Here is a 13460-nt window from a genome sequence, read left to right as displayed (position 1 = left end):
GTTTAACCCAGGAAAATCCGATCTACGCGATCCCACTCGAAATCGCGGGTGAGGGCTTTGACACGATCTTCCATTCGATGAAGATTATAATAGTGGCGGAAGCGGGTTTTCATACTGATACCCTTCTGGCGCGGCTGCTGATGATCTATCTCCCATGGGTGGAAATAAAAGATCGCGGATTGGTGCTCGATGTGATTCAGTCTCTGCAGGAACCATTTTGAAACCGGATAGGGCCAAAGCCGGAAATAGCCGCCCCCACCTGCGGGGATGTTCCGCTTGAATAAGCGCATCGTGGTGATAGGCAATTCGAGTAATCGGTTATTGCTGCGGGGATAATAGGCGAAACGGGGCGCATCCGGCATGCCGTAGTGGTCGTGTTTGATCGGGTAAATACTTGAACTGTAGCGATAGCCTGCTTCTGCAAGCAGATCCAGCGCCCATTGATTATGGCTGCCGATGGAAAAGCTCGGCGCTCGGTAGCCAAGCACCGCCTGTCCACCGATATCCTCGAGAATGGCTTTGCTTTGAATAATGTCGTTTCGAAACTCATGGGGTTCCTGATCCGAAACACGGCAGTGACCCCAGCCGTGGCTGGCGAGTTCATGGCCGCCAGCGACAATTCGTTTTACCATGGCGGGGTAACGATCGGCGATCCATCCAAGGGTAAAAAAAGTTGCTTTTGTGCAATCCTCGTCCAGCAAAGCAAGAATACGGTCGATATTTACCTCTACACGGCAAGATAAGGATGACCATGATTCCCGTGGAATATGATTGGCAAAGGCAGAAACCTGGAAGTAATCCTCCACGTCGACCGTCATCGCATTACGTATACGCGCTGGGGTCATCGGAGGGCCTTCATCCCATGTCTCTCAACAACGTCCGCAAATCGCCACTTCTGCCCGCTATTTTCAAATTGTCCATAAATAGTCGGTGCTTTCTGGACCGCCAGGTCGAAGCAGTAGCGCTTGTGCCGTTGAGCATTATGTTTTATCCTCTGGCAGGCTCTTGTTTGCTCGGCCCAGCGAGAGTATCTGCTTGAGCAGTCCCACCAAGGAGACAACTGAGTCCTCCAGCCTGGCAATTCGGGTGCTCATGCTTTCGAGATCGGAAAGAGGTTCTTCTCTAACGGAGCCAATGTCGCTATCCGATGCGCCGGCTGTTATCGGAATCTCAAATTCCTGTTGTATATCGCGGATCACCTCGCTGACTTCCTCGCTGCCGAAGTTGTGCAATTTCTCCAGACAACCCATCAATAACAGACGATCGCACAACGCATTGATCCTTCTGGGTATCCCGCCCGCGTGGTTGTGTATAGTTTCAAAAGCATCTTCTTCAAATGATGGGTCACCGCACCAACCCGCTGTCTTTAATCTATGTTCGATATACGATCGTGTTTCCGATAAATCCATGGGTCCAAGGTGATAAGTTGCAATCACTCTTTGCCGCAACTGCTGCATATCGCTGCTAAGCAAAGTTTTTCGGAACTCCGGTTGGCCGAGCAGGAATGTCTGGAGTAAAGACCTGTCATCCGTTTGAAAATTGGAAAGCATCCTCAACTCTTCCACGGTCCGTCGCGAGAGATTCTGCGCTTCATCTACAACCAAAAGCGCGCGCTTTCCTTGCTGGTCGCATTGGCGAAAGAACTGCTCGAGGCGAATGAGTAGAGAAGCCTTATCTGAATTCTCGTAAGCGAGCCCAAACGCTGCAGCGACCAGCTTTAATGTATCGGCAGATTCCAGATCGGTATTGACGATCTGAGCGGCAAGAATTTTTTCGGCCTCCAGTTTGCGGAAAAGATTGCGCACCAAGGTGGTCTTTCCCGCACCGACTTCTCCGGTAACCACGATGAAACCTTCTCTTTGGGAAAGCCCATACTCAAGATAAGCCATGGCACGTTTATGGCCCCTGCTTCCAAAGAAAAAATTGGGGTCAGGTTTCAATTGGAAAGGCTTGACTCTGAAGCCGTAAAAGGGTCCGTACATTCGTCTATTTCCGTTAGAAACTCATGCTCAAGGACGCGATCGCGGCATTCTCATGATAATTTGCCCCTTGGTTGGAGTTGCGCCGATTGTGCCGTACTTGAAGCGTGCCCACCAGATTAGGCATAATTTCCGGAAGTTGCCTCCTCAACCCCGTGCTGAATAACATCATATCGTCTTGTCTGGCGGCGCCAAGAAAACTGAACCTTGCATATCCAAAATTCAGGTTGGCAGTCGTTAACCGAGAAATTCTATAGCTCCACAATGCATTACCACCGCTCTGTCTGGTATGGTTGAGCAACGACAAGTCTGCGTCATTTCCCAACCCGACATCGACTGATTCTGGCGAAAATGCCTGACGTGTCATATTGAATAACCGGAATGCGAGCGTATTTCTTGTCCCATTCATAGCGACGGATGCCTGGAAGCGCTTCTGCAGAAAGAGCCGGTTCGTTAAAAAATTGTTGGGATCAGCAAAAGCACCTGAACCTCCAAATCCAAGAAGCGCGCCGGTATTTTGCTGAATAACATCTTGGCTGAGATTGGGGTTTTGGGCAGTAAGAAGCTGGCTTAGAGTACCCCCCATGCTGAACATGGAGCCAGCCTGAAGCTGTTGGTTGAATGTCGTAAGGCCTTCATCATAACGCGCCTCCCATGCGGTCAAGCGGGTGCGGTGCCGCGCGAGAGCCGAATAGGTGTCGCCGAAAAACCTTTGACCTCCACTGATCGCTATACTGGTTCTTTCAGTGGGTGTCCATAAAAAGCCTACTGACCAGGTAGGGCTGGATGGATTTCCTCGAATTGAAAGAAAGCTATTCTTTTCGTAGCCTCCCGTTGCAGTTAGGCTAAATTGCGCCGTAACCCGGTAACGAAGGTTGGCGGTGTAGCGTTCGAACTCGACGTTCCGGTTTGAACGGTCAAAGTGAACCGTTTGATTGCTATAGTTAAAACCCCAACCTAGTGTGCTGAACGCGCTGCCGCTGTTCAAGGAAAATAAATAGCCGGTTCCTTGGCTGTTGAAAAGTGCGTTGGCGTCTGAAGTAACCTGGTTATAGTTGTAGCGCAACTCCGTGGATGCAAAATCCTTGAACCGATGCCGAAGATAAGGGCTGATTCTATATGTTCTTACATCAGCCCTGTTACCCGTGACGTTAACGTTGTCAAGCGATTGCGGTCCCGTTAGCGAAAGATTTTGCTGCGTCATTGCGGCTCGTCCATCCACAAAAAACAGGTCTTCAATCAGCTCGGCGGTTCCTGTAGCATTCAGTTGATGCCTGGTTCGGGTCAGGTTGCTGTTCTGAGCGTAGAAAAGATTATTCATCATATACATCAGATTGAGATTAAAGCGTGGTCCTAACCCATTCATGTACAGGCCGGGATTGACCTGACTGATAAAATCGCCTGATCCGGATCCGTTTGATGTTCTTCCCAATCTAATATTATCAGAATAACTTTCGATCACATTCATCCGGGGAGTAACTCGCCATTCGGCCGCATCACAATAAGTGGACAGGAGTAACAACACCGTTGCGGCGGAGTGGGCAACCGTGAACAATGCCCTTTGACAGGGCTTATTCTCAGGCACTCTCATGATAATAGTAACCGTAATACTCACTGCCAGAAAATGATCTGGCCTTGTTATAGATCAGATTTACGACATCGCAGGATTCGATCTGACGGAGGGTTTCCTTAACAGCCTGTTGTGATGTGGTTTCGGCCTCCACTACCAGTACAATTTGTCCCATCTGGGTCGCCAGAACGCGGGCCTCGCTCGTCAATAGCAGTGGCGGCGAATCAAAAATAACGACGCGATCGGCATAGCGTTCCGCGAGCTCCTTTAGCAATTCGCCCATGCTCTGGCTTGCCAGTAGCTCTGTGGAATGAGAATGGCGCGTTCCGGCGGTGAGAAGAGTCAACTTCTCGATATTGGTTTTAATCAGAACGTCGGCCAAATCAAGTTTTTCATCGAGCAGAATATCGAGCAAGCCTCTCTCTTTTCCAACACCAAGGATCCTGGGAACCGTAGGACGCGCCACATCAGCGTCGACCAGCAATACCGTGCGGTCCATTTCCATTGCTATGCTCATAGCCAGATTGACAGTACAAAAACTTTTCCCTTCCCCCGCAAGAGCGCTAGTCACCATGATCAGATTTCCGTTCTTGACCCTGCCCGGCCCCTTGCTAAAAGCGTTGGTGAGCAATGGTCGCTTGATCACGCGGAATTGCTCGGCTATCTGCGTTCTTCCTTCGTCCGGCGTGACAATGCCATGCTGGCGCATTTTCGCGAGGTTTAGCGTAATTCGCTTCGACGTCGAGCCAGGGTTTGGCGGACAATCCTGACTGAGTTCTTCCCTGGGAACATCATTTTCGATTATGAGTTTTTAATCCGGATTTATGGCAGCGGCTGATGGGGTATTCCGGGCATTGGGCTCCGCTTCTTTTTCGAGTTTAGCTGCCGCTTTTTCAATAATGCTCACGCTTTCTCCAATATTCTGATTTTGGACTTACCAGATGTCGCTTGTATTTAATTGCGAACTGCCTGTTCTAATGTAGGCCGGACGGGGCGATGGAGATTTAATGGCTAATGCGGCGATCGCGGCTAATTTTTCAATTCTGGCACCCTGCCGTTTTATTCGAGAAATAGCGCCTGGACTTCGGTCAAGCAATTTTCACCATTAATGTTGCATACAGGCCCAGCAAAGATAGCAGGGAAAGACCAAACGCATAAAGCCGCTTTTTGCGTTTACTTTTTTCCTGATCGGTCCAGATCATGGGGATAGAACCCAATATGGGCTTACCGGAGATTTCACGCAGACTCGCTTGACTATGGAATGTCGGCCTTACCTGGCTGACAACAAATGCTATTCCGATTCCCGCCAATAAGGCGCCAAGGAAAACAATAGAAAAAAACTTGGCGCGATCTGGGCCTACCGGCCTGTCCGAGACCGTTGGTGGATCGATAATCCTGAACGATACCAAATCGGTAGCGGAACCCAAGTCTCCCGATATCTTTGCGGATTCACGGCGTTCGAGAAGTTTTTCATAATTGGATTTATTAACCTGATAGTCGCGGTTAAGTTGCGTAAGCTCGGCTTCAACTTGAGGCACGGCATTGCTGAGGGCTTTCATTCGCTCATATCGGGAAGTATATTCCTCCACACGAGCTCTCATTGAAGCGACGTCAGCCTCGGCTTCCGCTAAAGCCACGTTGAGCTGCTGCAGCATGGGACTATAATTTTTACCAGGATCAGCGCTAGGCTTGATCAGCTTTGCTTCTTCCTTTTTACGCTCCTCAAGCTGCGCAATAAGACGCTTCGTCGATATGATGTCCGGGTGCAGTTCCGTAAAGTTGAGCCTGAGAGCATCCAGATTCTTGTCGAGCGCCTCAATTCGAGAATCAAGCTCCACATTGACTATGGACGAGATTGAGTCATCTTGATCCACCAGAAGAACGGGCTCGTCACCGGTAATTTGTCTTTTGATCGCATCGCGTGCCTGCTCGGCCTCCCGCAACTCGAGCCTTGTTTTATTAAGATCTTCCACAGCCTGAGATAACTGCGAGTAATAATCTCCGCCCTGCGCGGGCATTATTCCAATGTTCTTCTGCTTGAATGCCTTAAGGTTATTTTCTCCCACAACCAATTTCTCCTCATAACTGCGGATCTGCTCATCAATAAAGCGAATCGCAGACGAGGAGTCCTGTGTCTTGCCTCCAAGCCCCCCCTCAACAAAAATGGTGAGTAGAGATTGAACAATGTCTTTGGCAAGTTTTGGATTCTGGTCGTTATAGTGAATGGTAAAAAGGTTATCACGACCAGTCGTCCCGAGCTTGATCTTATCCATGAGGTCCTTGACGAGATTTTCCTGCTCTTTGACGTTTTTTGCCTTAATATCCAGGTCCACCATCCGAATGACTCTTTCCACATTGGGCCGGCTGATCAAAGTACGACTCATGATGGAAACCTGCTGCTGAAGATCCGGAGACACGGTCATCCCAGCCATCAAAGGCTTCAATACATTTTGAGTATCGACGTAAATCCTTGCAGTGGACTGATAATTATCCGGCAGCTTATAAACAATTGTCCATCCCGCCATAGCAACGACCCAGGCGGCAACCACCGCAACCCAGCGATATTTCCAGGCCCCTTTCAGGTAAACGAGTAGTTGGGCTGTAAGTTCCTCCATATGTCAAACGGCCCGTAAAAATGCTATTGTCGAGGTTATAGCAGAAAAATTATTTCCGTTGTCTTTGGGCCCATAGTCCCGAAACAGGACTACTTTTTCTTCGTCGATATGTTTTAACGTCTTCATTCTAAAGGTGAAACCGTTCTGATTTCTCATAATAAAATGTCAGTTGGACAAAACTGTCTATCGCCAACAGGCTGTCTGTAATGAAACGTGCAGGAGAAGCCCTTTTGCTGCATAGCCGCAGAACAGAACCTCATCAGTAGAATATTTCGACTTTCTAATGCGAACTGAACCAGCGTACGCAAATATTTAAATCAGAAGAAACTTTCCGGTATGACAAGAACATCCCCTTGTTGCATGGGTACGTTGGCCGAGATATCGCCGTCCCTGATCAAATCATTTAATCGAACGCTAAATTGGTGCTGTTTCCCATTTATGTTACGAACGATCCTGGCCTTGTTGCCCGCCGCAAAATCCGTTATGCCCCCCACCGCAATCAAAACATCCATAAGCGTCATTTCTTCACGATATGGAAGTGCTTGAGGCTTCGCGGCCTCCCCTATGACCCGGATTTGTTCCGTGTAAGGGCCGACAAATTCCGTCACGACAACGGTCACAACTGGTTGCTGAATATACTTCGACAAAGCTTCTTCAATATCTCGCGCCAACTGCGTTGACGTTTTCCCGCTGGCAGGTAAATCCTCCACCAGAGGGGTCGTGATTTTCCCGTCCGGCCGAACCGGTACCGCCATGGAAACTTCCGGATTTCGCCAAACAATGATATCGACGTTGTCGCCGGGACCGATAAGGTAATCATGCGCGAGATGCTTGTCGTCCGGAGAAAGCGATGGATACGATTTACAGCCGCCGCTGAGAAGGACAGGAAAAACAATAGCAAAACAAGCCAGCCATTTCCTGATACTGATATACGAAGACGAAGCGCTCACTGAACTTCCTTTTCTTGTTTATTGATTATTAAAGTCTGCTGGGGCCGCTTGAAGAGGATTTTTAGTAAAAGTAAAAAGCCATAAATCTATTTCTCTTTTGAAGGCGGCATGATCAAGCCCAAGGCTGATCGACTATTTATAGCATGTAATCCTACACCGTCAAGGCTGGCATAATAGCATTTTACGCGATTCAAGCGCTGAACATGACGCCAGCTTTCGGAATTCAAAAAGTTTATTCCATCAAACGAGCTGCAGAAGGAAATCCATTTAATTTGCCAACTGACGATACTTGCATCTTATCAATTTCAGCAGCAGGACTAAATTGGACTTTGGTACACCCCATGAGAGCAAGGTTATTAATAACGTGTATAGCTTACCTCGAGTTCGAGCTATCGCGATCCTTGGAACTAAGGGCTAAATACCTTCTTCATGCTAATGTAATGCCCAGCGCACGTGTTCGCGTACCAGGAACGAAACATCGTCCCGGTGTCCTTGCAACGCCCCCATCACCCCCGCGGAAAACGGCGCGTTACCCAGTCCCACGGCCAGGTTACGCAACCATTGCTCATGCCCGATCCGGCGGATGGAGCTACCAGCCAGTCCAGTGTCAAACTCTTCTTTGGTCCAACCGAATAGCTCAACCAATGATGTATCGTCCAGGCCATTGCGGTAATCTCGCCCCGGTGATATCGGGAAATAAATGCACTATCGCCATCGTGAACCACTTGCCAGCTGTCTCTCGCTGGCGGCATGTAGTTCATGCGTGCCGGGAACAAGTTCCGCCGGACGGGTACGCCGCGTACCGTGCTTTGCCATATAATCCATCTCGCCGTGACAACCTTTGCTCAGCCAGTCCTGCATATCTGATTCGGCCTGCTTCATCTCGGTGCGTGCATCGATAATGCTGATATCCTGAACGCCGAGTTCATTACCCAGGCTTTGATCAACTCGGCGAGCTGGGTAAAATCAACCGCTGCATCTGGGAAAATCTTCAGCGGATCTTTGGAAATTTTTTCTTGCATAGTTCGCATCATACCTTTCCTGGCCGTCATGCATCACGCTAGCCGCCATCACGTCAATTGCGATCTTGCCGATGAAGCCGCGACGCTAGCGTTTGGCGCAAAAATCGCAACCATATTGCATCCCGGCCTAATTATTTTCCTGAGTGGCGATCTCGGTGCAGGCAAGACTACGCTGGCACGGGGAATCCTCCGGGGTTTGGGTTATCAGGCAAAAGTAAAAAGCCCCACATACAATTTGGTTGAACTTTATAAAATTTCTAGGTTATACTTCTATCACTTTGATTTTTATCGATTCAAAGATCCCTTTGAATGGGAAGAAGCAGGTTTCCGGGAATATTTCAACGCGAACTCAATTTGCCTGGTGGAATGGCCTGAAAAGGCGGCTGGCCTATTGCCTAAGGCCGATTTGAGTTTTCTGTTCCATATTGCTGAAGCTGGCCGCAATGTGGAAATTCAGGCAGACACGGAGGCCGGTAGGCTGTGTTTGAAACATTGGCAATCCCTGAAAAATCCTTGAACGCGGCAACATTCGATTGCCGCAATGTTCGTACCCAATCCATATTCGTCACCTGGTTCATGGCGGCTGCACTCCTGTTTCTGCCGCTCAGCAATTTCGCCTTCGCTGACATCAAGGTCAGCTCGGTCCGTATCTGGCCAGCGCCGGAGTATACCCGCCTCACGCTGGAATCACCCCTGCCTATACGGTATTCGCTCAGCATCGTAAAAAATCCGGATCGCGTCGCGATCGATCTGGAGCAAGTCGTGCTAACGCCCGAACTCGAAAAACTGGCAGATAGAATTGACGCCACGGATCCCTATATCCAGGCAGTACGGATCGGGCGCTTCAAACCGGGCATATTGCGCCTGGTACTGGACCTCAAAACCCAAGCGGTGCCGCAAGCTTTCGTGCTCAAACCCGTGGGCGACTACGGGCACCGGCTGGTGCTGGATATTTATCCCGTTGTTCCGCCCGATCCGCTGATGGCGCTTCTGAACGAAAATACCACGGCGACATTACAATCTGACGCCAATCCCGGCACTAATATAAATTCAAAAGCGGAAACCAGGTCTGCGCGCACTTCAGCCTCCAAAAAACATAAGCCCGAGATGATACGTCTCATAACCGTCGCTATTGACCCTGGGCACGGCGGGGAGGATCCTGGGGCAATAAGCCAACGTGGCACACATGAGAAGAATATCACGCTGGCGATTGCCAAAAAACTCAAGGCCAAGATAGATAAAGAACCCAATATGCGGGCCGCGCTGACACGGGAAGGAGATTACTTTATTTCGTTGCCCATGCGTCTGGTAAAGGCACGCCAGTTGAACGCCGATTTGTTCGTATCGGTGCATGCAGATGCCTTCATCAAGCCGCATGCGCGCGGTTCCTCCGTATTCGCACTGTCCGAACGTGGCGCAACCTCGGCTGCCGCGCGCTGGCTGGCAAAAAAAGAAAACGACGCGGACTTGATCGGCGGAGTCAACCTGGATATTAAGGACCCCTATCTCAAGCAAACTTTGCTTGATTTGTCACAAACGGCAACCATCAATGACAGCCTCAAGCTCGGTAGGGAAGTGCTTTCAGAAATCGGCGATATCAACCATCTGCATAAAAGCAGCGTGGAGCAGGCGGGCTTCGCTGTCCTCAAATCGCCGGATATCCCTTCAATCCTGGTTGAAACCGCTTTCATCAGTAATCCGGACGAGGAAAAGAAACTGAAAGATACCGCGTATCAAGACAAACTGGCAGACGCCATACTTGCCGGCATCAAGCGATATTTCGCAAACAATCCCCCGCTTTCGCGCTCAAGAATGGTGTTGCTTGAGTAAGCCCTTTCCATCATCCGAAATTACGCGCTATTCTCATTGCTGACAGGTTTCCTGAAACCTCTGCCACAATCAAGGAGGATAGCGCGTGCGCCTGCCGTCGTCTGCTCGTCTTTCTCCTCCTGCCCCTATACTGTCGTCATGTCCGTGTGCTGAACCAGAGGCTTCTAGCTGTGATAATGCTTCTACTTCATAATCGCGGCGTTTAATTATCCGAGACGTTGTCGTGAGCAACGAAGATCTTTCCAGACTGAAGATAGACCGGGGCAGTGCCGCAACGGGTACGCGCAAGAAGCGCTTCCCCCTCGCAGCCTGGCTCGCCATCGCTGCAATGCTTGTGGTGCTCGGGTTTCTCTATTTCCGAAGCGGCATTGCAGTAGAGGTGGAGTCAGCCACGGTGACCACTGCATATCCGTCACAATCATTTACATTGCTCAACGCAACCGGTTATGTGGTTGCGCAACGTAAGGCAGCAGTGGCGTCCAAGGCTACCGGACGGGTGGAATGGCTGGGCGTAACAGAAGGCAGCAAGGTGACGGAAGGCGAGATTATTGCGCGACTGGAGAATGCCGATGTCAGCGCTACAATGGACCAGGCAGCGGCCAGCGTCAACGTAGCCAAGGCAAACCTGCAGCAGGCACAAGCGGAATTGGTCGATGCCCAGGCAGCGTTCACCCGGAATAGGGAGTTGCTTGGCAAGGGTTTCATCTCGCCATTCGCATACGATACGGTAACTGCCCGCTATCACAAGGCTCAGGCTGCCCTTCGGGGTTTCGGCGCCGAGGTCGCCGTAGCCGAGGCAAATTACCGCGCAGCCCGGATAGCGGTGGAGCAAACACTGATCCGTGCGCCGTTCGACGGAGTGGTACTGACGAAAAGCGCGAATATCGGGGACGTCGTCACTCCCTTCTCCTCCGCGCTTGACGCCAAAGGTGCAGTAGTGACGATGGCAGACATGGATACGCTTGAGGTAGAAGCCGATGTATCCGAGTCCAATTTGCCAAAAGTAAAGCTCGGGCAACCTTGCGAAATTCAACTGGATGCGCTTCCCGATCTGCGTTTGCGCGGGATGGTACAGCGGATCGTGCCAACGGTGGATCGTGCTAAAGCGACCGTGTTGGTAAAAATACGATTTGTCGACCATGATGCGCAGGTACTGCCGGAAATGAGCGCCAAGGTCGCCTTCCTGGAAAAAGAAATGGCCTCTGACCAACGCACTGCGCGTGTTGCTGTATTGTCCGACGCAATTACACAGAGAAATGGCAAACGCGTCATATTCCTTTTAAAGGACGGAAAGGCAGCTGAGACGCCTATCGAAACCGGAGAAAAAATTGGCGATATGGTTGAAGTCCTGAAAGGCGCAAAGGCGGGCGACAAGGTAATACTAAGACCGGGAGACGGGCTCGACAACGGCGATAAGGTCAAAACGGCGGTTAAATAAAAGGCAGCAGGGCTTGCATGGAAAACGCTTCCAAATCGATTGTCGAGATCAGGCAGCTCACCAAATCCTACCGCCGAGGCGGCCAAGTGGTGCCTGTCTTGACCAACATCTCTTTCGACATCATGCCGGGCGATTTCATCGCATTGATGGGCCCTTCCGGTTCCGGCAAAAGTACGTTGCTCAACCTTATCGCGGGTATCGACAAGCCCGACAGCGGTTCGCTGAAAGTTAACGGAATCGATATCGCCCTGCTTTCCGAAGCGGAACTGGCCGACTGGCGAGCTGCCAATGTCGGGTTCATTTTCCAGTTCTATAACCTCATGCCCGTACTGACCGCGTTCGAGAACGTTGAGCTGCCGTTGTTATTGACAACACTTTCGCGCAACCAGAGACAGGAGCGCGTCGAACTTGCGTTATCGATGGTAGGTCTGACTGACCGTATGGCGCACTACCCTTCTGAACTGTCCGGCGGTCAGCAGCAGCGCGTGGCAATCGCCCGCGCCTTTATTACAGATCCGCTCATTCTGGTGGCGGATGAACCCACCGGAGATCTTGACCGGGTATCAGCGGACGATATTCTCGCCATGCTTGCGCGCTTGAACAGCGAGATGGGCAAAACGATCATTATGGTGACGCATGATCCGCACGCGGCCAAATCAGCCCATTCGATTCGTCATCTCGAAAAAGGCAAACTGGACGTAACCCCTCAACAGTAAGCGGCAGCATGGTGCGTTCTCCTTTGCTTTTTCCGACGTTTCTTACAGGACGTGCCATGACGAATCTGCTACCAAAATGCACTTCCTGAAGCTTATTTCAAGAAATACGCTGCGCCATAAGCTGCGCACCGGGTTGACCGTGCTGGGCCTGGTGGTGGCGATACTTGCTTTCGGACTGTTACGGACAGTGGTTGATGCCTGGTATGCGGGGGCGGAAAACGCCTCCTCCACCCGCCTGGTGACGCGAAGTTCGATTTCGCTGGTATTTCAGCTACCCATCAACTACCAGGAGCGGATTCGCAAAATTCCGGGCGTATCGGCGATCAGTCATGCGAACTGGTTTGGCGGAGTCTATATTACCGAGAAAAACTTTTTCCCGCAGTTCGCGGTAAATGAAAAAACCTATTTCGATCTTTATCCGGAATACCTCATCCCGCCGGCGGAAATGAAAGCATTCCGGGCCGACCGCAAGGGCTGTGTGATCGGCCGCAAGCTGGCAGATACGTATGGTTTTAAGGTCGGGGATACAATCCCCCTTCGGGGAACGATTTACCCAGGTGCATGGAGTTTTACGGTGCGCGCTATTTATGACGGCGCCGAAGCGGGAACGGACACCTCGCAGCTTTTCTTTCACTGGGATTACCTCAATGAAACGTTGAAAAAGACGATTACCCGTCGATCCAATCACGTCGGTGTATACATAATCCAGATCTCGGATGCGGACAGGGCTGCGGAAATATCGACCGAGATCGACGCATTGTTCAAAAACTCTCTCGCGGAAACCCTTACCGAAACAGAGAAGGCGTTTCAGCTGGGTTTTGTCGCCATGACCGAAGCCATCGTCGTGGCGATACGCATCGTTTCGTTCGTTGTGATCTTCATTATTCTTGCGGTAATGGCGAACACCATGGCAATGACTGCGCGCGAACGCATCGGCGAGTACGCCACGCTCAAAGCATTGGGGTTCGGGCCGCGCTTTCTTACCGGCCTGATTTATGGCGAATCCCTGGCTATTGCGCTCGCGGGTGCGGTGATCGGAATTCTGCTTACTTTTCCGGTCGCCCATGCATTCAGCAAACAGGTGGGTACACTGTTTCCGGTATTCGGCGTCTCGCTGGAAACGGTCTTCATGCAAATTGCCGCCGCAATCGCGGTCGGCTTTATTGCAGCAGTGATGCCTGCATTGCGCGCGTCGCGAGTGTCTATTGTGGAAGGACTTCGTCACATCGGATAGCTTTAACCTAAATCCGGTAGTTGACCGCTCATTTAATAGATTAGTGTTATGATTAATAACATTATTTCATATTATTTGACGTTCACCTTCCGAGTGCAGTCGCTAC

At 50.7% G+C, this 13460-nt stretch carries 12 protein-coding genes; 5 read left to right on the top strand and 7 right to left on the bottom strand.

The features are described 5' to 3' along the window. Positions 1-2: 2 nt before the first annotated feature. From BUA28_RS08890 to BUA28_RS16425, 7 genes are all read right to left on the bottom strand, one after another. Positions 3-845: an XrtA system polysaccharide deacetylase gene (locus BUA28_RS08890; protein WP_072767765.1), complete on the bottom strand. Its 843-nt coding sequence runs from the start codon at positions 843-845 to the stop codon at positions 3-5. Positions 846-980: 135 nt separating this feature from the next. Then, the gene (locus BUA28_RS08885; RefSeq protein ID WP_072767764.1) at positions 981-1982 is read right to left on the bottom strand and encodes an XrtA/PEP-CTERM system-associated ATPase; all 1002 of its coding nucleotides are present in this window, start codon (positions 1980-1982) and stop codon (positions 981-983) included. Between the two features lie 13 nt (positions 1983-1995). Further along, positions 1996-3570 carry a TIGR03016 family PEP-CTERM system-associated outer membrane protein gene (locus BUA28_RS08880; RefSeq protein ID WP_072767763.1) on the bottom strand — a complete coding sequence of 525 codons (1575 nt, stop codon included), beginning with the start codon at positions 3568-3570 and terminating at the stop codon, positions 1996-1998. Further along, entirely contained in the window at positions 3557-4258 is a 702-nt protein-coding gene (locus BUA28_RS08875; RefSeq protein ID WP_371915212.1) for an XrtA-associated tyrosine autokinase, read from the bottom strand. Before BUA28_RS08875 ends, BUA28_RS08880 begins: the two co-directional genes overlap by 14 nt. A gap of 379 nt (positions 4259-4637) precedes the next feature. Continuing rightward, the gene (locus BUA28_RS08870; protein WP_072767762.1) at positions 4638-6164 is read right to left on the bottom strand and encodes an XrtA system polysaccharide chain length determinant; all 1527 of its coding nucleotides are present in this window, start codon (positions 6162-6164) and stop codon (positions 4638-4640) included. 317 nt (positions 6165-6481) lie between these two features. Next, positions 6482-7114: an XrtA/PEP-CTERM system exopolysaccharide export protein gene (locus BUA28_RS08865; RefSeq protein ID WP_083569946.1), complete on the bottom strand. Its 633-nt coding sequence runs from the start codon at positions 7112-7114 to the stop codon at positions 6482-6484. 432 nt (positions 7115-7546) lie between these two features. Beyond that, the gene (locus tag BUA28_RS16425) at positions 7547-7759 is read right to left on the bottom strand and encodes an epoxyqueuosine reductase family protein (RefSeq protein WP_072767761.1); all 213 of its coding nucleotides are present in this window, start codon (positions 7757-7759) and stop codon (positions 7547-7549) included. 405 nt (positions 7760-8164) lie between these two features. Between BUA28_RS16425 and tsaE the strand changes: the two genes are divergently transcribed. The 5 genes from tsaE (at position 8165) to BUA28_RS08835 (ending at position 13354) form a co-directional block, all read left to right on the top strand. Then, positions 8165-8653 carry a tRNA (adenosine(37)-N6)-threonylcarbamoyltransferase complex ATPase subunit type 1 TsaE gene (gene tsaE, locus BUA28_RS08855; protein WP_072767760.1) on the top strand — a complete coding sequence of 163 codons (489 nt, stop codon included), beginning with the start codon at positions 8165-8167 and terminating at the stop codon, positions 8651-8653. A gap of 59 nt (positions 8654-8712) precedes the next feature. Next, positions 8713-9966: an N-acetylmuramoyl-L-alanine amidase gene (locus BUA28_RS08850; protein WP_072767853.1), complete on the top strand. Its 1254-nt coding sequence runs from the start codon at positions 8713-8715 to the stop codon at positions 9964-9966. 223 nt (positions 9967-10189) lie between these two features. Next, the gene (locus BUA28_RS08845) at positions 10190-11404 is read left to right on the top strand and encodes an efflux RND transporter periplasmic adaptor subunit (protein WP_072767759.1); all 1215 of its coding nucleotides are present in this window, start codon (positions 10190-10192) and stop codon (positions 11402-11404) included. A 17-nt stretch (positions 11405-11421) separates the two neighbouring features. Further along, a complete protein-coding gene (locus BUA28_RS08840; protein WP_072767758.1) occupies positions 11422-12120 on the top strand; it encodes an ABC transporter ATP-binding protein in 699 nt (232 codons plus the stop codon). A gap of 76 nt (positions 12121-12196) precedes the next feature. Next, the gene (locus BUA28_RS08835; protein ID WP_072767757.1) at positions 12197-13354 is read left to right on the top strand and encodes an ABC transporter permease; all 1158 of its coding nucleotides are present in this window, start codon (positions 12197-12199) and stop codon (positions 13352-13354) included. The last annotated feature ends 106 nt before the right edge of the window (positions 13355-13460 follow it).

This window comes from Nitrosospira sp. Nsp11 (genome assembly GCF_900142705.1).
GTDB lineage: Bacteria > Pseudomonadota > Gammaproteobacteria > Burkholderiales > Nitrosomonadaceae > Nitrosospira.
The sequence above is the reverse complement of the archived record's forward strand: the minus strand, read 5'-3'. Positions and strand labels throughout refer to the sequence as shown.

Coding starts and splice junctions, on each gene's coding strand:
- BUA28_RS08840 (WP_072767758.1), top strand. CDS start 11,422: ATGGAAAACGCTTCCAAATCGATTGTCGAGATCAGGCAGCTCACCAAA.
- BUA28_RS08870 (WP_072767762.1), bottom strand. CDS start 6,164: ATGGAGGAACTTACAGCCCAACTACTCGTTTACCTGAAAGGGGCCTGG.
- tsaE (WP_072767760.1), top strand. CDS start 8,165: ATGCATCACGCTAGCCGCCATCACGTCAATTGCGATCTTGCCGATGAA.
- BUA28_RS08880 (WP_072767763.1), bottom strand. CDS start 3,570: ATGAGAGTGCCTGAGAATAAGCCCTGTCAAAGGGCATTGTTCACGGTT.
- BUA28_RS08875 (WP_371915212.1), bottom strand. CDS start 4,258: ATGCGCCAGCATGGCATTGTCACGCCGGACGAAGGAAGAACGCAGATA.
- BUA28_RS08850 (WP_072767853.1), top strand. CDS start 8,713: ATGGCGGCTGCACTCCTGTTTCTGCCGCTCAGCAATTTCGCCTTCGCT.
- BUA28_RS08835 (WP_072767757.1), top strand. CDS start 12,197: ATGCACTTCCTGAAGCTTATTTCAAGAAATACGCTGCGCCATAAGCTG.
- BUA28_RS08885 (WP_072767764.1), bottom strand. CDS start 1,982: ATGTACGGACCCTTTTACGGCTTCAGAGTCAAGCCTTTCCAATTGAAA.
- BUA28_RS08890 (WP_072767765.1), bottom strand. CDS start 845: ATGACCCCAGCGCGTATACGTAATGCGATGACGGTCGACGTGGAGGAT.